The following is a 15,283-nucleotide window of genomic DNA, read 5'->3' on the forward strand; positions in this document are numbered from 1 at the left end:
AGGCACCGGGATGACATGCGCGCTCTCGTGCTCGTGCCCGTCCTCAAGCCGACGCGGCCACGCGGCGCACAGGCGGACGCGCCCATCGTCGCGCAGCCGACACGCTCAAACGAGGCGCGCCTCGAAGAAGCGACGGGCCTTGCGCGCGCCATCGATCTGACGATCGCCAAGGGCCTGATCGTCGCTGTCAACCAGCCCCGGCCCGCCACCCTGATCGGCACCGGCAAGATCGAGGAAATCAAGGCGCTTCTCGACGAGAACGACGCCGGTCTCGTCATCGTCGATCACCCATTGACCCCAGTGCAGCAGCGCAATCTTGAAAAGGCCTGGGGCGCCAAGGTCATCGATCGCACCGGCCTCATCCTTGAAATCTTCGGTCGCCGCGCTTCCACGAAGGAAGGCACGCTGCAGGTCGATCTGGCCCACCTGAATTATCAGAAGGGCCGTCTGGTAAGGTCATGGACCCACCTTGAACGCCAGCGCGGCGGCGCGGGCTTCATGGGCGGTCCCGGCGAAACCCAGATCGAAGCCGACCGGCGCATGCTGCAGGACCGTATCGTTAAACTCGAGCGCGAGCTTGAGCAGGTCGTGCGTACCCGCCAGCTCCACCGCGCCAAGCGCCGCAAGGTGCCGCATCCGATCGTCGCTCTGGTCGGCTATACCAATGCCGGCAAGTCGACGCTTTTCAACCGCATCACCGGTGCCGGCGTTCTGGCCGAAGACATGCTTTTTGCGACGCTCGACCCGACGCTGCGTCGCACGAAGCTGCCGCACGGTCGAACCGTCATCCTGTCCGATACGGTCGGCTTCATTTCCGACCTGCCGACACATCTGGTCGCAGCCTTCCGCGCCACGCTCGAAGAGGTGCTGGAAGCTGATCTGATCCTGCATGTGCGCGACATGTCCGACCCGGACAATGCAGCGCAGTCCGCGGACGTTCTGCGTATCCTTGCCGATCTCGGGATTGGCGAAAAGGAGGGCGAGGAACGCATTATCGAGGTCTGGAACAAGATCGATCGTCTCGATCCCGAAAGCCATGCCGCACTGGCGGCACGCGCGGAGGGCCGCAACAACATCATGGCGCTTTCCGCCGTGACCGGCGAGGGTGTCGATCCGCTGATGGACGAGATTTCCCGTCGTCTTTCGGGCGTCCTGATGGAGGCGTCTGTCAGCATCCCGCCTGAAAAGCTGGCAATCGTCTCCTGGGTTTACGCAAACGCCATCGTTGACGAACGCAAGGACAACGAGGATGGGTCCGTCACGCTCGATATACGCATGCCCGAGGCGCAGGCAGCCGAACTGGAACGCAAACTCGGCAATAGCCCGAAGGCGGAAAAGGAAGACTGGGAACGCTGAGCCAGCGTCATGACGCAAGGGCAGCCTTCGCGCTCAAAGGCCGATCCTTTTTATCGGGTCGAGAAACTCTCCCGTCACAAGCCGGCTGACCAGCAGACGCACCAGGGACAGTTGCGTCGCTGGCGCAATCGCCAGGTCGCGCACGACCGGCAGCAGGCCGCTATCGGACTGATAGAACGGCGTCATCACCCGACTGAGCGTCTGGTAGAGGCGGATATGCCATTGCCGCTGGCGAAGATGCAGCTTCAGCGCCTGATCGATCCCGTCGGAGCGTTCTAGCGCCAGAACCAGGGAGGCGGCGTCGAGCAACGCCATGTTCGCGCCCTGTCCAAGCTGCGGGCTCGTCGCGTGCCAGGCGTCGCCGATGCGAAGCACCCGCCGCCCGGCAATCGGCCTGCGGGTGTGATGCCGGTAGCGGGCATGCACCGGTTCGGCGATGGCCGCAAAGGGCACCGTTTCGGGCCACATCGCGGCAACCTCGGTCAGCCAGGCTTCGCGGCCTGCGGATCGCCAGGTGTCGATGTCGCGGTTTCGCAGGCTCCAGAAGAAGGTCGCCATGGCTGGCGCACCGTCGGCGGCGGTGCCGACCGGCAGAACGCCAGCCATGCGGCTGGCACGATGGTATCGCTGCTCCAGTTCATGCGGATGAAACGGACCGTCTTGCGGCCAGGGAACCGTGGCCCAGAGCGCACCGTAGCCCAATTCCTTTGCAGCGATATGCCCAAGCGGCGAGCCCGCACCCATGGCGTCGACAACGAGGTCTGCGGATGGTGCCGTGCGCGACCCGCCCAGAACGATCGTTGGCCGCTCGCCGCCGTTCATGTCGATGACCCGGGAAGACGTTTCGAAGGTGACGCCGGCGGCGATCGCCGCATCGAGGAGGATGTCGAACAGGGCGACCCGCTGGATGGCGATGCCATGGCGGGAAGCCCCGTAGCCGATTTCCAAAACCGTCTTGTTGGTGCCCGCAAGCTTGCCATGCATGCGATGGATGACGGCGCCGCGTGCTGCCGCCCTGTCGAGGAGACCCAGATGCGAAAGGACGGCGGCCCCGGTCGGCTGCAGCACGAAGCCCGATCCGACCGGTCGCGGCGCGACCATCTGGTCGTAGACGACAACCCGCGCGCCGCGCATCGCGAGCATCAGAGCAAGCGACAGGCCGCCGATCCCGGCACCCGCCACAGCAATGTCCAGCTTTTCAAATCTCATCAATGCGGCCCGTCAGCTCCGATCCGCTGACGTTCGTTGTCGCTCGAGAGCCTTTGCCGCCTGCCAGAGCGCCTCCATTTCATCCAGCGAGGCCGCTTCCAGCGTCTGATTCCGCATCTCAAGAGACGTCTCGATATGACTGAATCGACGGCGGAATTTCGTGTTGGTGCCGCGCAACGCATTTTCCGGATCGGCGCCAACATGCCGGCCGATATTGACCAGCGCGAACAGAAGGTCGCCCAGCTCGTCGGCCACGGCATGCGGCTCGCCGGCCTTCATTGCTTGTCGCAATTCACCGATTTCCTCCTCGATCTTGTCGAGGATGGGCTCGGCCTGCGACCAATCGAAGCCGACCCTGGCCGCCTGTTCCTGCAGTTTCAACGCCTCGGTCAGGGCCGGCTGGCTGCGTTGTACCGCGCCGAGGTGACCGGCCTTGAAATCCTCGGTGACGCCGGCCGCAAGCCGCCGTGCGGCGCGCTCGCGCTTTTCTTCCGCCTTGATTGCATCCCACTGACGCTTGACCGTTTCTGGCGTGTCGGCGGCAGACCGTGCAAAGACGTGCGGATGGCGGCGGATCATCTTGCGCGTCACGGCCTCAACCACGTCGCCGAACGTGAATTCGCCGGCCTCTTCAGCGATACGGGCGTGGAACACGACCTGCAGAAGGAGGTCTCCCAGCTCCTCGCAAAGGTCGTCCATATCCCGGCGCTCGATCGCATCCGCCACTTCATAGGCTTCCTCGATCGTGTAGGGCTTGATCGTCTCATAGGTTTGGACGATGTCCCACGGGCAGCCGGTTTGAGGATCGCGCAACGCCGCCATGATCTCGATCAGCCGCGAAATGTCCTGGGATGGTTGCATGCGAAAAAGTCCTTGAGGCAAGTGGAATGCTGTTGCCGGCCTTTGCCGGATTGGTACAGGGCGAGGGGGCGTTATTGGTCGATTTGGGTAGAGCCGAAGGTGCCGTCAATCGCAGCCACGACTTTTGCGGATGGCGACAAAATGTTATTCCCGATCGTATCGAGCAGACGCAGCGCGGATGTTGCTGTTGCCATGGTGCGGGCTCCGGTTTCCAGCGTATCCTAGATCATCTCGCCCGCGCATGTGCAGGAGAAACGTCGCTTCGACCGCCATAACAACAGGAAATGGCGCGACAGCATGAATTCGCAGGTCACGCCTGTCGAATCTGGACCTGTGGCATTGCCCGGGATGCTTCGGCACTTTAATCGACACGATCGCGACCGAACCTCCGAGAGCCTTCGTGCAGAAGATAATGCGGTTGCTTTTGCTCATCCCGCATGGATGTGGAGTAGGAAAATGCAGGCATTCAGGTTTCTTCGCACCACCTTTTCTTCTCGGCGTGGGCGCGACCGCGCTAGTCTGCATGACGGAATAGATGAGTTGGCAATGAGCAGCGAAAACACACGTCTGAACGTTTTTCCCGCCTTCTTCCGGGTGTCGGGCAAGGTCGTCGCCGTTTTCGGCAGCGGCGAGGAGGCATTTGCCAAGGTTCGGCTGCTGGCGAACACCGACGCGACCATTGTAGCCTATGCAGACACGCCCGAGCATGATTATGCCGCGTATCTGCGCGAACACCGGATTGCTACCCACGCGCTGACCTTTGCGCCCGATCTACTGGACGACGCTACTCTGGTATTTGCAGCCACCGGCGACGCGGCGCTTGATCGCTGCATTGTAGCAGCCGCACGCGAGCGCCGTGTTCCTGCCAATGCCGTGGACCAGCCCGACTACTGCGATTTCTACACGCCGGCTTTGGTCAGCCGCGCACCGGTCGCCGTGGCAATCGGCACCGAAGGGGCGGGGCCGGTTCTGGCGCAGATGATCCGCGCTCGTATCGACCAGATGCTGTCGCCTTCGCTTGGACGGCTCGCCTCTTTAGCCTTCGATTATCGCGATGCTGCCGAAAAGCTCGTACCACGCGGTGTCGCCAGAAGGATTTTCTGGCGGCGTTTCTTCTCGCAGACAGTTGCCGAAGCGGTGGAGGCTGGCGACATCGCAAAGGCGCGGCGCACCGCCAATGCGCTTCTTTCCGCCGATAATGGCGTGTCCGGCCATGTCTGGCTGGTGGGGGCCGGGCCCGGCGCCGAAGATCTTTTAACGTTGCGCGCACAGCGCGTGCTGATGGAAGCCGATGTGATCGTGCATGACGCACTGGTGCCGCAGGCGATCGTCGACATGGGCCGGCGCGACGCCGAGCGCATCTCGGTCGGCAAGCGCAAGAATGCCCATTCGAAAACGCAGGGCGAGATCAACGCGCTGCTGGTCGAACTTGGAAAGGCCGGGCAGCGCGTCGCACGGCTGAAATCGGGCGATCCGCTGGTTTACGGGCGTGCGGCAGAAGAGATGGATGCCCTTCGCACGGCCGGCGTTTCCTACGAGATCGTGCCCGGCATCACCTCCGCCTTTGCCGCTGCCGCCGATTTCGATCTGCCCCTGACCCTGCGCGGCGTCGCGTCCTCGCTGATCTTCACCACCGGCCATGACCTTGCCGGCGACACTCTGCCGGACTGGTCAAGCCTTGCCGTTTCGGGCGCGACGGTCGCCGTCTACATGGGGCGTACGGTTGCCGCTTCGGTGACGGACCGTCTGATTGCGGCCGGCCTGCCCGCCGACACGCATGTCGCGGCCATCGAAAATGCCAGTCGCCGGGATCGTCGCCTGTTTCATGGCCGCCTTGCCGATCTGCCCGATCTGGAGCTGCGTGACGAACTGACCGGACCTGTCATGGTGATTATCGGAAACGCCGTTGCCGGCGCGAATCTTGAGAAATCCGAACCGCTGGCGATGACGGTCGTCACGGTGCGGGAAGGAACGGGATCAACACAATGAGTGACAAGGTTCTGACTGCCAATCGCCTGTCCGATGGTATTGCCGTTTGGCTGGATGCCACCGGCCAGTGGAACGAGCGCCTTCAGGACGCGCTGGTGGCGCGCCATGCCGAAGCCGTTTCCTCGCTCGAAGCGATCGGCAAACGCGATTTTGCCGATAACCGCGTGGTCGATGTGGCGGTGATCGAGGTGCAGGAGATCAATGGCCAACTCTGGCCGCTGCGCCTACGCGAGCGCATTCGCGCCCAGGGGCCGACCATGCCCTATGCCGCCGGTTACGGCACGGCCGATCCGGCCTTCATCGCAGTTTGATTTTGATCCGAGATCCTCATGTATCGTTACGATGAATTCGACCACGCCTTCGTTGCCGACCGTGTGGAACAGTTTCGCGATCAGGTATCGCGCCGTCTTTCCGGTGAACTGGCCGAGGACGCCTTTAAACCACTGCGCCTGATGAACGGCGTCTATCTGCAGCTGCACGCCTATATGCTGCGCGTCGCCATTCCCTATGGCACCCTGAATGCGAAGCAGATGCGGATGCTGGCGCATATTGCCCGCAAATATGACCGCGGTTACGGGCATTTTACCACGCGCCAGAACATCCAGTACAACTGGCCCAGGCTCTCGGATACGCCGGATATTCTCTCTGAACTGGCCAGCGTGGAAATGCATGCCCTGCAGACCTCTGGCAATTGCATCCGCAATGTCACCGCCGACCATTTTGCCGGCGCTGCCGCCGATGAGGTGGCGGATCCGCGGCCTTATGCGGAAATCCTTCGCCAATGGTCGTCCGTGCACCCGGAATTCTCGTTCCTGCCGCGCAAGTTCAAGATCGCCGTGACCGGCGCAGAGCGCGACCGCGCGGCCATTCAGGTGCATGATATCGGCCTGCATCTGAAAAAGAACGAGGCTGGCGAGATCGGTTTTGCCGTTTATGTCGGTGGCGGGCAGGGCCGCACGCCGATGATCGCCAAGAAGATCAGGGATTTTCTCCCAGAGGCCGATCTTCTGACCTACATCACCGCCATCATGCGCGTGTACAATCTGCATGGCCGCCGCGACAACAAGTATAAGGCGCGGATCAAGATACTGGTGCATGAAACCGGCACGGAAGAACTGACCCGACAGGTGGACGCGGAGTTCGCCCAGCTTGCCGGCACGGAACTCACGCTGCCGGCGGCCGATATCGATGCGATCAGCGCCTATTTTGCGCCGCCGCCGCTGCCGGACCGGGCCGATGGCTGGGCGCAGCTGGCAGCCTGGAAAAAGACCGATGCGGGTTTTGCCCGCTGGGTCGATCAGAATGTCTGTCCGCACAAGCACCCTGATTACGGCATGGTGACGATTTCGCTCAAGCCGATCGGCGGCATTCCGGGCGATGCCTCCGACGTCCAGATGGATGCGATCGCGGATCTTGCCGAGGAGTTTGCGCAGGACGAGATCCGCATCAGCCACGAGCAGAACGTGATTCTGCCGCATGTGGCGCTGGCCGATCTGGAACCGCTCTATCGCGGCCTGCTGGCGCACGGGCTGGAAACGGCAAATGCCGGGCTGATTACCGATATCATTGCCTGCCCGGGGCTGGATTACTGCGCGCTCGCCAACGCCCGCTCGATCCCGGTGGCACAGGAGATCTCCGCCCGCTTTGGCGCGCCGGAGCGGCAGGCGGAGATCGGTGAGCTGAAGATCAAGATTTCCGGCTGCATCAATGCCTGCGGCCATCACCATGTCGGCCATATCGGCCTGCTCGGCGTGGAAAAGAAGGGTGCTGAACTCTACCAGATCACGCTCGGTGGTTCGGGGGACGAGCACACATCCATCGGCGAAATCATCGGCCGCGGTTTCGAACCGTCCAAGGTGACCGATGCGATCGAAACGATCGTCAATACCTATCTGGGACTCCGGCTCTCGAAAGACGAGATCTTTCTGGATGCCTATCGCCGCGTCGGGCCGCAGCCGTTCAAGGACGCGCTCTATGGCGATGCCAACGCAGAGGCGGCATGACCATGGCGGATGACGCAAAGATCTGGCGCGAAAGCGGTTTCGTCGAAAACGATCCATGGGTGATCGAAACCGATGAGGCGAAGGCGGGCGAGGGGCAGAAGGCTCTGCTGCCGCTCGACGCGCTCATCGCGCGGGCCGACGAAAGCAACGATATCGGTCTCGGCGTGGTCCTGCATCCTGCCGATGATGTAGCAAGGCTCGAGCCCTATCTTTACCGGCTCGAAATCGTGGCCGTAAGCTTTCCGGCGTTCAACGACGGGCGTGCGTTTTCGCAGGCGACGCTGCTGCGCCAGCGGTTCGCCTACAGCAACGAACTGCGCGCCGTCGGTGACGTGCTGATCGACCAGGTGCCGTTGATGCTTCGCGTGGGGATCGACAGTTTTTTGGTCACCAATGCAACGGCGATCCGGCGGCTGTCGGAAGGCCGTCTGCCCGGCATTTCCGAGCATTACCAGCCGGCCGCGAAGGCGGCTGCCGGCGGGCAGGGCTATAGCTGGCGGCGCCGTGCGCTCACTGCGGATCAGGCTTGATCGCGAACGGCTTTGAAACCTGACGGTTTTGGTATAATTCCAGCAGGCATGAACGGGCCTCGCGGATGTGCGGGGTTTTGATGCGGCATCAGCCGCGAAACGATGACGAACGAGACCGGCAAAATGAACGCTCCCACCAAGCCCGAAGAATTCGCGCCCAAAATCCCGGACGGTGTTTTTGCCGAGACCGTCCTGTCGGTCGAGCACTACACCGACCACCTTTTCCGTTTTCGCATGACGCGCCCGGCCGGCTACCGTTTTCGCTCCGGCGAGTTCGCGATGATCGGCCTTATGGTTGGCGACAAGCCGGTCTACCGCGCCTATTCGATCGCCAGCCCCGCCTGGGACGAGGAGCTGGAATTCTTCTCGATCAAGGTGCCGGACGGTCCGCTCACCTCGCATCTGCAGAAGATCAAGCCGGGCGACACGGTGCTGATGCGCAAGAAGCCGACCGGCACGCTGGTTCTCGACGCGCTGACGCCGGGCAAGCGGCTCTATATGTTCTCGACCGGCACCGGCATTGCGCCTTTCGCCTCGCTGATCCGCGATCCCGAAACGTTCGAGAAATTCGAGGAAGTCATCCTCACCCATACCTGCCGCGAAGTGGCGGAGCTGAAATACGGCTTCGATCTCGTCGAGGAAATCCGCAACCACGAATTCTTGTCCGAGCTGGTCGGCGACAAGCTGAAACTCTATTCGACCGTGACCCGCGAGGATTACCCCTTCCAGGGCCGCATCACCGACCTGATCGACAATGGCAAGCTGTTTGCCGATCTCGGCGTGCCGGCTCTCGATCCGGCCGTCGACCGGGGCATGATCTGCGGCTCGGCGGCGATGCTGAAGGACACCAAGGAACGGCTGGAGCGCGCCGGGCTGACCGAGGGTGCAAACAACAAGCCGAGCGAATTCGTCATCGAAAGGGCTTTTGTGGGGTGACGAGCGGTCGGGCCTTTGGCCCGAGCAATCGATCCAGTGAATCGATTGCAGCGAGAAACGCCGCGAGCGAAACCGAGCGACCGGGCAGACCGCGACGGGCCTACGGCCCGGCAAAACGCTCCAGTGAAGCGTTTTGCGCGGCGGACGCCTTGAGCCCTAGCGAAGGTCAGACCGCGACGGGCGCAGCCCGGCAAAATGTGTCGGTGGAGCGTTTTGAGTGGCGAACGCCCTGAGCCTTAACGAAGGGCCGGGCGCGGCGGCAGGCTCTGAGCCTAAGGCAGAGCTACCCACCCCCGCTAAATCACCCTATCGCGACACGCACACAAAAGGCCGCCGGACAGATCCCGCGGCCTTTCGCATCTCTATGCCATCGTCCCTCAGCGCGACGGCGCGGATACCGGCATTCCGGACAGCTTGGAAGAGACAAGCTCGACGCTGCCGCGCACATGGATCGTCAAAGGCTTGCCGCCGGTTCCGGCTACGGCGAGCGCGATGACCGAGACGTCTTCCTCGAAGGGCATGACGTAGAGGACCTGGGCGCGGTTCACGTAGACGGGCTGGTTATGGGTGTTCTTGAAGCCGATCATCGTGGCGGGGTACTCCTTCCTTGTTCGTGGAAGGCGATATGACATGTGTTGGGTTTATGGGAGGTTAGCGGCTTTCGCCCAAAGCCGAGAGAAGGGCGCAGGAAACTGCCCGCGCCTTCCCGACCGGCATGACGTTTCGGCCAAAGGTCAGCTATAGCCGCCGCCCGCCCGCTGTTCGGCGGCATCGCGCTGCGCCTGCACCAGATCGTCGCGTTCCCCCTCATTGGCCTGCGCTGACTCCTGTCCGGAAATCTGCACGCGTCCGGTCTGCTCGCCGCCCTTGCTGTGTACCGCCGGCAGCTTGCGGGTGTCGAAATAGGTGCGGAAGGCGGTGATCCTGTCGCCATCGCTTTCCAGCACGCTGACGCCGCCATATTCGAACGGTTTTCCGTCCATCGCGCCCTTGCTGGTCCATTCCAGGAAGGCCATGCCCTCGACCTCCTTCACGGCGCGGAATTCTGAACGGATCTCGCCGAAGGCGGCGCGATACTGCGACCAGAAGGTTTTGGCCGCTTGGCGGCCACCGTCGCGGTGCTGCACCAGCGGGTTGGAGATCTCGGCGTCGTCGGCAAAGAGGTTGGCGATCGCGTCGACGTCGCGCTCGGCTTCGAGGCGGGCGAGGGCGTCGATGAAGGTTTGGGCGATGGTGGGCATGGGGTTCTCCTCGTAGGTGGGGGTATGAGGAGAACTGTGGGGGTGGGGGAGTGTTCCTGGGGCCGACGAGGAAATCATGGCCCACTTGCTAACCGCTTACAATACGTCTTAAAATTGTGAAATACGATTCCTCTGGCTATTCGAGATTTATATGAACCCGGTTATTCAGGCCCAACTGCGAGAGTTTTCAAAGGCGAGCGTCCTGCTGGCTGAAAGACAGGAAACCCAGTTTGAGATATACTCGATTTTTTGCATATTGATGGGTCTTTTAGGTGAAAATCTAGAGCCTTACGACGTTCACCTTGCCGGAGACGAATTCGGGCTGGACGGTATTGCTATCGTAGTTCAGGGTGAGTTGGTTAGGGATCGGCAAGATGCACTAGATAAGCTTGAGAAGATCAACAATCCCAGCATTGAGTTTATTTTTTTTCAATCTAAGACGAGCACTTCATACGACTACGGCGACATCTCGAAGTTCTTTGATGCAGTCAGCGGATTTTTCAACGGAGACTTGAAAGGAGAGAGTCCGGTAATCGACGATCTGATCGCTGCAATGGAGGCGATTTACGAGAATGGGGTCGGAAAGCGCAATCCTCGGCTTAGTTGCTATTATGTAGCCACAGGAAACTACGAAAAGCCAGCAAGGATTGAGAAGCTTAGGACTAGCTTTAAGTTGCAGCTGCAGGAGACGAATATCTTCGATAATGGCTCGTTGACCGTCGATTTTGTCGGAGCCAGTGATCTGCAACAGTATTATCGAGCAGCGACAAGCGCTGTTGAAGTAGACATTGATTTTGCGCGTAACGTAGTGATGCCGAGCAACAACCATGTCGAAGAAGCGTACGTCGGGTACATCGATGCTGGTAATTTGCTCAAGCTCTACACTCTGAGGGATGCCTTAGGTAGTGTAATAGGAGTAAATCGCTCTGTATTTTTCGACAATATTAGAGATTATGACGCACGATCAAAGATAAACGCGTCCATTAAAGATGGAGTTCGCTCAAGCGGCGGCATGGAATTTGTCTTTCGAAACAATGGTATTACCGTAGTGTCGAAAAACATCGACCGAACAGGAGATAAATTCAAGTTAGAAGACTTCCAGATTGTGAATGGCTGCCAGACAAGTAACATCATTTTCGACCTGGTCTACGGGGAAGAGGACAAGCCAGGAGCGGCAGAACTCGCTAGTCAGATTCAAGTGCCATTTCGTTTGATCGGTTCGCGAGACGACGATTTCGTCTCATCGATCATCGTAGGCACCAACAGACAGAATCCTGTTCGCGACGAGCAGTTCTGGGCTCTTCGCCCGTTCATGAAAAGCTTTGAGGAATACTGCCGGAACTTGGAAACTGAAGAAGTTATCTATTTCGAAAGGCGCGACAACCAGTATCGCAAGATGGACGTGGAGAGAACCCGTGTGATGCAACCTGCCTTAGTTATGAAGGCAGTTGCGGCGGCGCTGCTTTATCAGCCTCACCGAGCAGCCCGAGATTATCGCGGGATCATTTCAGAGTACGAAGATTCCATTTTTCTAGATGATCATGATGTCAGGATATATCATGCGGTCGCCTACCTATACTATAGGATCGAATTCCTCTGGCGAAATCAGCGCATCCCCAACGATTATAAGACCTTCAGGTACTACATACTGGCTGCGATAGGCTTGTCAGCTTTAGATGGGGCGCCTGTGTTTTCGCAGAAGAAGAATAAAATTGCGTCAGCTGCTCAAAAGATCATTGACGTGAGTAAAGATGAAGACGCTTTAAAGGTCTTGGTCGAAAAAGCTGTCGGGGTTGTTCAGGCCAGGTTGAGCGAGATGGGGGTATCCACGCAGGAACGTGTTCGTGATACAATAAGGTCAGAGAATTTTGCGAGCGCTTTCAGGGAGAGGTTTCTGGCATCCACGTGAGGTCATTTGACGGATTTATAGTCATCTAACTACGATCTGGGCCCACAACCGTCAAACGCGTCCGCCTCGTCCAGTTAGTTGACCAGGTGGCGCCCAGAGCAAAGCCTAAGCTAGTTTAAGGTTAGCTATGACGGTAGTCATTCAACGGTAGGCGAGCATGTATTTCGTACCATTGTAGGTCCCTGCGTTTGGGTTTGGCCATTCGCTTTCAGAGAAAGGCACAACCGTCAGGGACCCAGCTGCCGCCAGCTTTGCCTCGGATGTAGGTAGAATGGACCAGTAATCATCGCCCGGACGCCGCCTACCGCCCCGGACGCCCCGTCTTGCCCTTCGTCCGCCCCTTGCGCTTTGCCTCCCCCGGATCCTCATAGCTCCCCACGCCCACCTTGCCGCGCGCGATCGGGCGCACGTCGTCCTTGTCGGCGCGTTCCGGCTGGCCTTCGAGAAGCGGCGAGAAGCGGCGGTTCGGGTCGCGGGAGGGTTTAGGTGGCAGGGCGCCGGGAACCGGCTTTTCGGTGCGGCCCACCGTCATCTCGTCCAGCGTGTTGCGGCGGAACAGGGGCGTTGCCGTGTCGGTGCCCGGACCCATGTCGTCGAGCGAGGGCTTTTGGAACAGCGAGGTGGCAGCGGGTTCGGATGCGGCGGCGCCCTTGCGGCCGGGCTTGTTGCCGCCCTCCACCGCCTTTGCCTCGTCGCGGGCGATCGGATCGTCCATGACCTGCAGCTCGGCGGCCTTGAGGCGCTTGATCTCGTCGCGCAGGCGGGCGGCCTTTTCGAAGTCGAGATCGGCGGCGGCGTTGCGCATGTCTTTTTCCAGCGCGTTAAGATGGGCCTGCAGGTTGTTGCCGACCAGATGACCGCCATCCGCAAAACCCTTGCCCGAGGCGCCGGAAATGTCGGCGCGGACGTGGTCGCGCTCGTAGACCGAGTCGAGAATGTCGGAAATGCGCGCCTTCACCGATTCCGGCGTAATGCCGTGTTCGGCATTGTAGGCCATCTGCTTTTCGCGGCGGCGGGCGGTCTCGTCCATGGCGCGCTGCATCGAGCCGGTAATGTTGTCGGCATAGAGGATGACTTTTCCGTCGACATTACGGGCGGCGCGGCCAATGGTCTGGATCAATGAGGTTTCGGAACGCAGAAAACCTTCCTTATCGGCATCGAGAATGGCGACGAAGCCGCATTCGGGAATGTCGAGGCCCTCGCGCAGAAGGTTGATGCCGACCAACACGTCGAAGGCACCCAGACGAAGATCGCGGATGATCTCGATGCGTTCCAGCGTATCGATGTCCGAGTGCATGTAGCGGACGCGGACACCCTGTTCGTGCAGGTATTCGGTAAGGTCCTCGGCCATGCGTTTGGTGAGCACGGTGCAGAGCGTGCGGTAGCCCCTGGCGCTGGTCTCGCGGATTTCGCCAAGCACGTCGTCGACCTGCGAGCGGGCCGAGCGCACTTCCACCGGCGGATCGATCAGGCCGGTTGGGCGGATGACCTGTTCGGCAAACACGCCACCGGACTGTTCCATTTCCCAATTGCCGGGCGTGGCCGACACGGCGACGGTCAGCGGGCGCATCGCGTCCCATTCCTCGAAGCGCAGCGGACGGTTGTCCATGCAGGAGGGCAGGCGAAAACCGTATTCGGCGAGCGTCGCCTTGCGGCGGAAGTCGCCCCGGTACATGCCGCCGATCTGGCTGACGGAGACGTGGCTTTCGTCGATAAACAGAAGGGCGTTGTCGGGAATGTATTCGAACAGGGTCGGCGGCGGCTCACCGGGATTACGGCCGGTGAGATAGCGCGAATAGTTTTCGATACCGGCGCAGGAACCGGTGGCCTCGAGCATTTCTATATCGTAGCGCGTGCGCTGTTCCAGCCGCTGCGCTTCCAGAAGGCGGCCGCCCTTTTCCAGCTCGGCAAGGCGGATCTTCAGCTCTTCCTTGATGGATTTGATGGCGCCATTGAGGGTGGGGCGCGGCGTGACATAGTGAGAATTGGCGTAGATCTTGACGCTTTTCAGGTCGCCGGTCTTCTGGCCGGTGAGCGGGTCGAACTCGGTGATACTGTCGATCTCGTCGCCGAACATCGAGATGCGCCAGGCGGCATCCTCAAGGTGGGCCGGGAAAATCTCGATCGTATCACCGCGGACGCGAAAAGAACCGCGGGTAAAATCGATATCCTTGCGCTTGTATTGCTGGGCAACAAGGTCGGCGAGCAACTGGCGCTGGTCGAGGCGGTCGCCGACCTGCATCTGGAAGGTCATCGCCGTATAGGTCTCGACCGAGCCGATACCGTAGATGCAGGACACCGAGGCGACGATGATGCAGTCATCGCGCTCCAGCAGCGAACGGGTGGCGGAGTGGCGCATGCGGTCGATCTGTTCGTTGATCGACGATTCCTTCTCGATGAACGTGTCGGAGCGCGGCACATAGGCTTCCGGCTGGTAGTAGTCGTAATAGGAGACGAAATATTCCACCGCGTTGTCGGGAAAGAAATTCTTGAACTCGGAATAGAGCTGCGCCGCCAGCGTCTTGTTGGGCGCGAGGATGACGGCGGGGCGCTGGGTCTCCTCGATCACCTTGGCCATGGTGAAGGTTTTCCCCGAACCGGTGACGCCGAGCAGGACCTGGGAGCGTTCGTTGTTGTTGATGCCCTCGACCAGATCGGCGATCGCGGTTGGCTGGTCGCCAGCGGGCTTGTAGTCCGACGCCATGCGGATGGTCACGCCGCCTTCGGATTTCTCCGGCCGATGCGGCCGGTGCGGGGTCCACAACTTGCCGTCCTTGAACAGCGGATTGCCGCTTTCGATCAGTTTCGACAGGGCCTCGACCGTGGCGGTGACGGCGCCCGGCGCCAGGTTTTCGGCCTCTTCCAGCGACACGTCCATGCCGGCGACCGGATTGAGGCCGGCGGCGGCGCGGGTCTTCGGATCGGACGAGGCGCCGATGGAGACGCCACGCGCCGTTTTCGAGGCGGTGGTGTTCTTTGCCGTCTTCTGGGCGGCTTTCTGCTTGTCCTTGGCGGCGGCCTTTATCGCTTCCTCGCGGGCGGCGATCTCGATCTTCTTACGATGCTTGCCGGCCTTTGAAGCGATCTCGCGCTGGGTCTCCATGCCCGAGGCTTCGGCCTCGGCTTCCAGCTGCCTGACCCAGTCCGACACCGAGCCTTCGAGCGGCGCGCCTTCGAACGAAGCCTGAGGAGCCTCCTCAAAACCGTTGGGTTGGGAGGACGGAGATTTTTTCGGGGTTCTGGCCATGC

General features: G+C 60.7%; 13 protein-coding genes. 7 read left to right on the plus strand and 6 right to left on the minus strand.

The window, feature by feature from the left end:
- The first annotated feature begins 15 nt into the window (after positions 1-15).
- Positions 16-1,356, plus strand: a complete 1,341-nt coding sequence (gene hflX / locus ACQKKX_RS09610; protein WP_427570417.1) for a GTPase HflX — start codon at positions 16-18, stop codon at positions 1,354-1,356.
- A 33-nt stretch (positions 1,357-1,389) separates the two neighbouring features.
- Here the strand turns inward: hflX and ACQKKX_RS09615 are convergent, their stop codons facing one another.
- From ACQKKX_RS09615 to ACQKKX_RS09625, 3 genes are all read right to left on the minus strand, one after another.
- Entirely contained in the window at positions 1,390-2,565 is a 1,176-nt protein-coding gene (locus ACQKKX_RS09615) for an FAD-dependent oxidoreductase (protein ID WP_427570419.1), read from the minus strand.
- Between the two features lie 12 nt (positions 2,566-2,577).
- Complete coding sequence (gene mazG, locus ACQKKX_RS09620; RefSeq protein WP_427570421.1) at positions 2,578-3,426, minus strand: nucleoside triphosphate pyrophosphohydrolase; 849 nt, start codon at positions 3,424-3,426, stop codon at positions 2,578-2,580.
- A 71-nt stretch (positions 3,427-3,497) separates the two neighbouring features.
- Positions 3,498-3,620, minus strand: a complete 123-nt coding sequence (locus tag ACQKKX_RS09625; RefSeq protein ID WP_427570423.1) for a hypothetical protein — start codon at positions 3,618-3,620, stop codon at positions 3,498-3,500.
- A gap of 352 nt (positions 3,621-3,972) precedes the next feature.
- Here ACQKKX_RS09625 and cysG point away from each other — a divergent pair, with 352 nt between their 5' ends.
- The 5 genes from cysG (at position 3,973) to ACQKKX_RS09650 (ending at position 8,884) form a co-directional block, all read left to right on the plus strand.
- Positions 3,973-5,415, plus strand: coding sequence for a siroheme synthase CysG (gene cysG / locus ACQKKX_RS09630; RefSeq protein WP_427570424.1), 1,443 nt, complete (start codon positions 3,973-3,975; stop codon positions 5,413-5,415).
- Positions 5,412-5,726: a DUF2849 domain-containing protein gene (locus ACQKKX_RS09635; RefSeq protein WP_427570425.1), complete on the plus strand. Its 315-nt coding sequence runs from the start codon at positions 5,412-5,414 to the stop codon at positions 5,724-5,726. The genes cysG and ACQKKX_RS09635 overlap by 4 nt, the downstream gene beginning before the upstream one ends.
- Positions 5,727-5,744: 18 nt before the next feature.
- Positions 5,745-7,418, plus strand: coding sequence for a nitrite/sulfite reductase (locus ACQKKX_RS09640; protein WP_427570427.1), 1,674 nt, complete (start codon positions 5,745-5,747; stop codon positions 7,416-7,418).
- 2 nt (positions 7,419-7,420) lie between these two features.
- The gene (locus ACQKKX_RS09645) at positions 7,421-7,948 is read left to right on the plus strand and encodes a DUF934 domain-containing protein (protein ID WP_427570429.1); all 528 of its coding nucleotides are present in this window, start codon (positions 7,421-7,423) and stop codon (positions 7,946-7,948) included.
- A 123-nt stretch (positions 7,949-8,071) separates the two neighbouring features.
- Positions 8,072-8,884, plus strand: a complete 813-nt coding sequence (locus ACQKKX_RS09650) for a ferredoxin--NADP reductase (protein ID WP_427570430.1) — start codon at positions 8,072-8,074, stop codon at positions 8,882-8,884.
- Positions 8,885-9,261: 377 nt separating this feature from the next.
- Here ACQKKX_RS09650 and ACQKKX_RS09655 read toward each other — a convergent pair whose 3' ends face one another.
- Both ACQKKX_RS09655 and ACQKKX_RS09660 read right to left on the minus strand, forming a co-directional pair.
- Positions 9,262-9,471 carry a hypothetical protein gene (locus ACQKKX_RS09655; RefSeq protein ID WP_427570431.1) on the minus strand — a complete coding sequence of 70 codons (210 nt, stop codon included), beginning with the start codon at positions 9,469-9,471 and terminating at the stop codon, positions 9,262-9,264.
- Between the two features lie 147 nt (positions 9,472-9,618).
- Positions 9,619-10,125 (minus strand): nuclear transport factor 2 family protein, encoded by a 507-nt coding sequence (locus ACQKKX_RS09660; RefSeq protein ID WP_427570432.1) that lies wholly within the window; start codon positions 10,123-10,125, stop codon positions 9,619-9,621.
- 151 nt (positions 10,126-10,276) lie between these two features.
- Between ACQKKX_RS09660 and ACQKKX_RS09665 the strand changes: the two genes are divergently transcribed.
- Complete coding sequence (locus ACQKKX_RS09665) at positions 10,277-12,034, plus strand: AIPR family protein (protein ID WP_427570433.1); 1,758 nt, start codon at positions 10,277-10,279, stop codon at positions 12,032-12,034.
- A 301-nt stretch (positions 12,035-12,335) separates the two neighbouring features.
- Here ACQKKX_RS09665 and uvrB read toward each other — a convergent pair whose 3' ends face one another.
- Positions 12,336-15,281: an excinuclease ABC subunit UvrB gene (uvrB, locus tag ACQKKX_RS09670; protein ID WP_427570434.1), complete on the minus strand. Its 2,946-nt coding sequence runs from the start codon at positions 15,279-15,281 to the stop codon at positions 12,336-12,338.
- Positions 15,282-15,283: the final 2 nt, after the last annotated feature.

It is taken from the genome of Neorhizobium sp. NPDC001467, from assembly GCF_050275975.1.
Taxonomy (GTDB): Bacteria; Pseudomonadota; Alphaproteobacteria; order Rhizobiales; family Rhizobiaceae; genus Neorhizobium.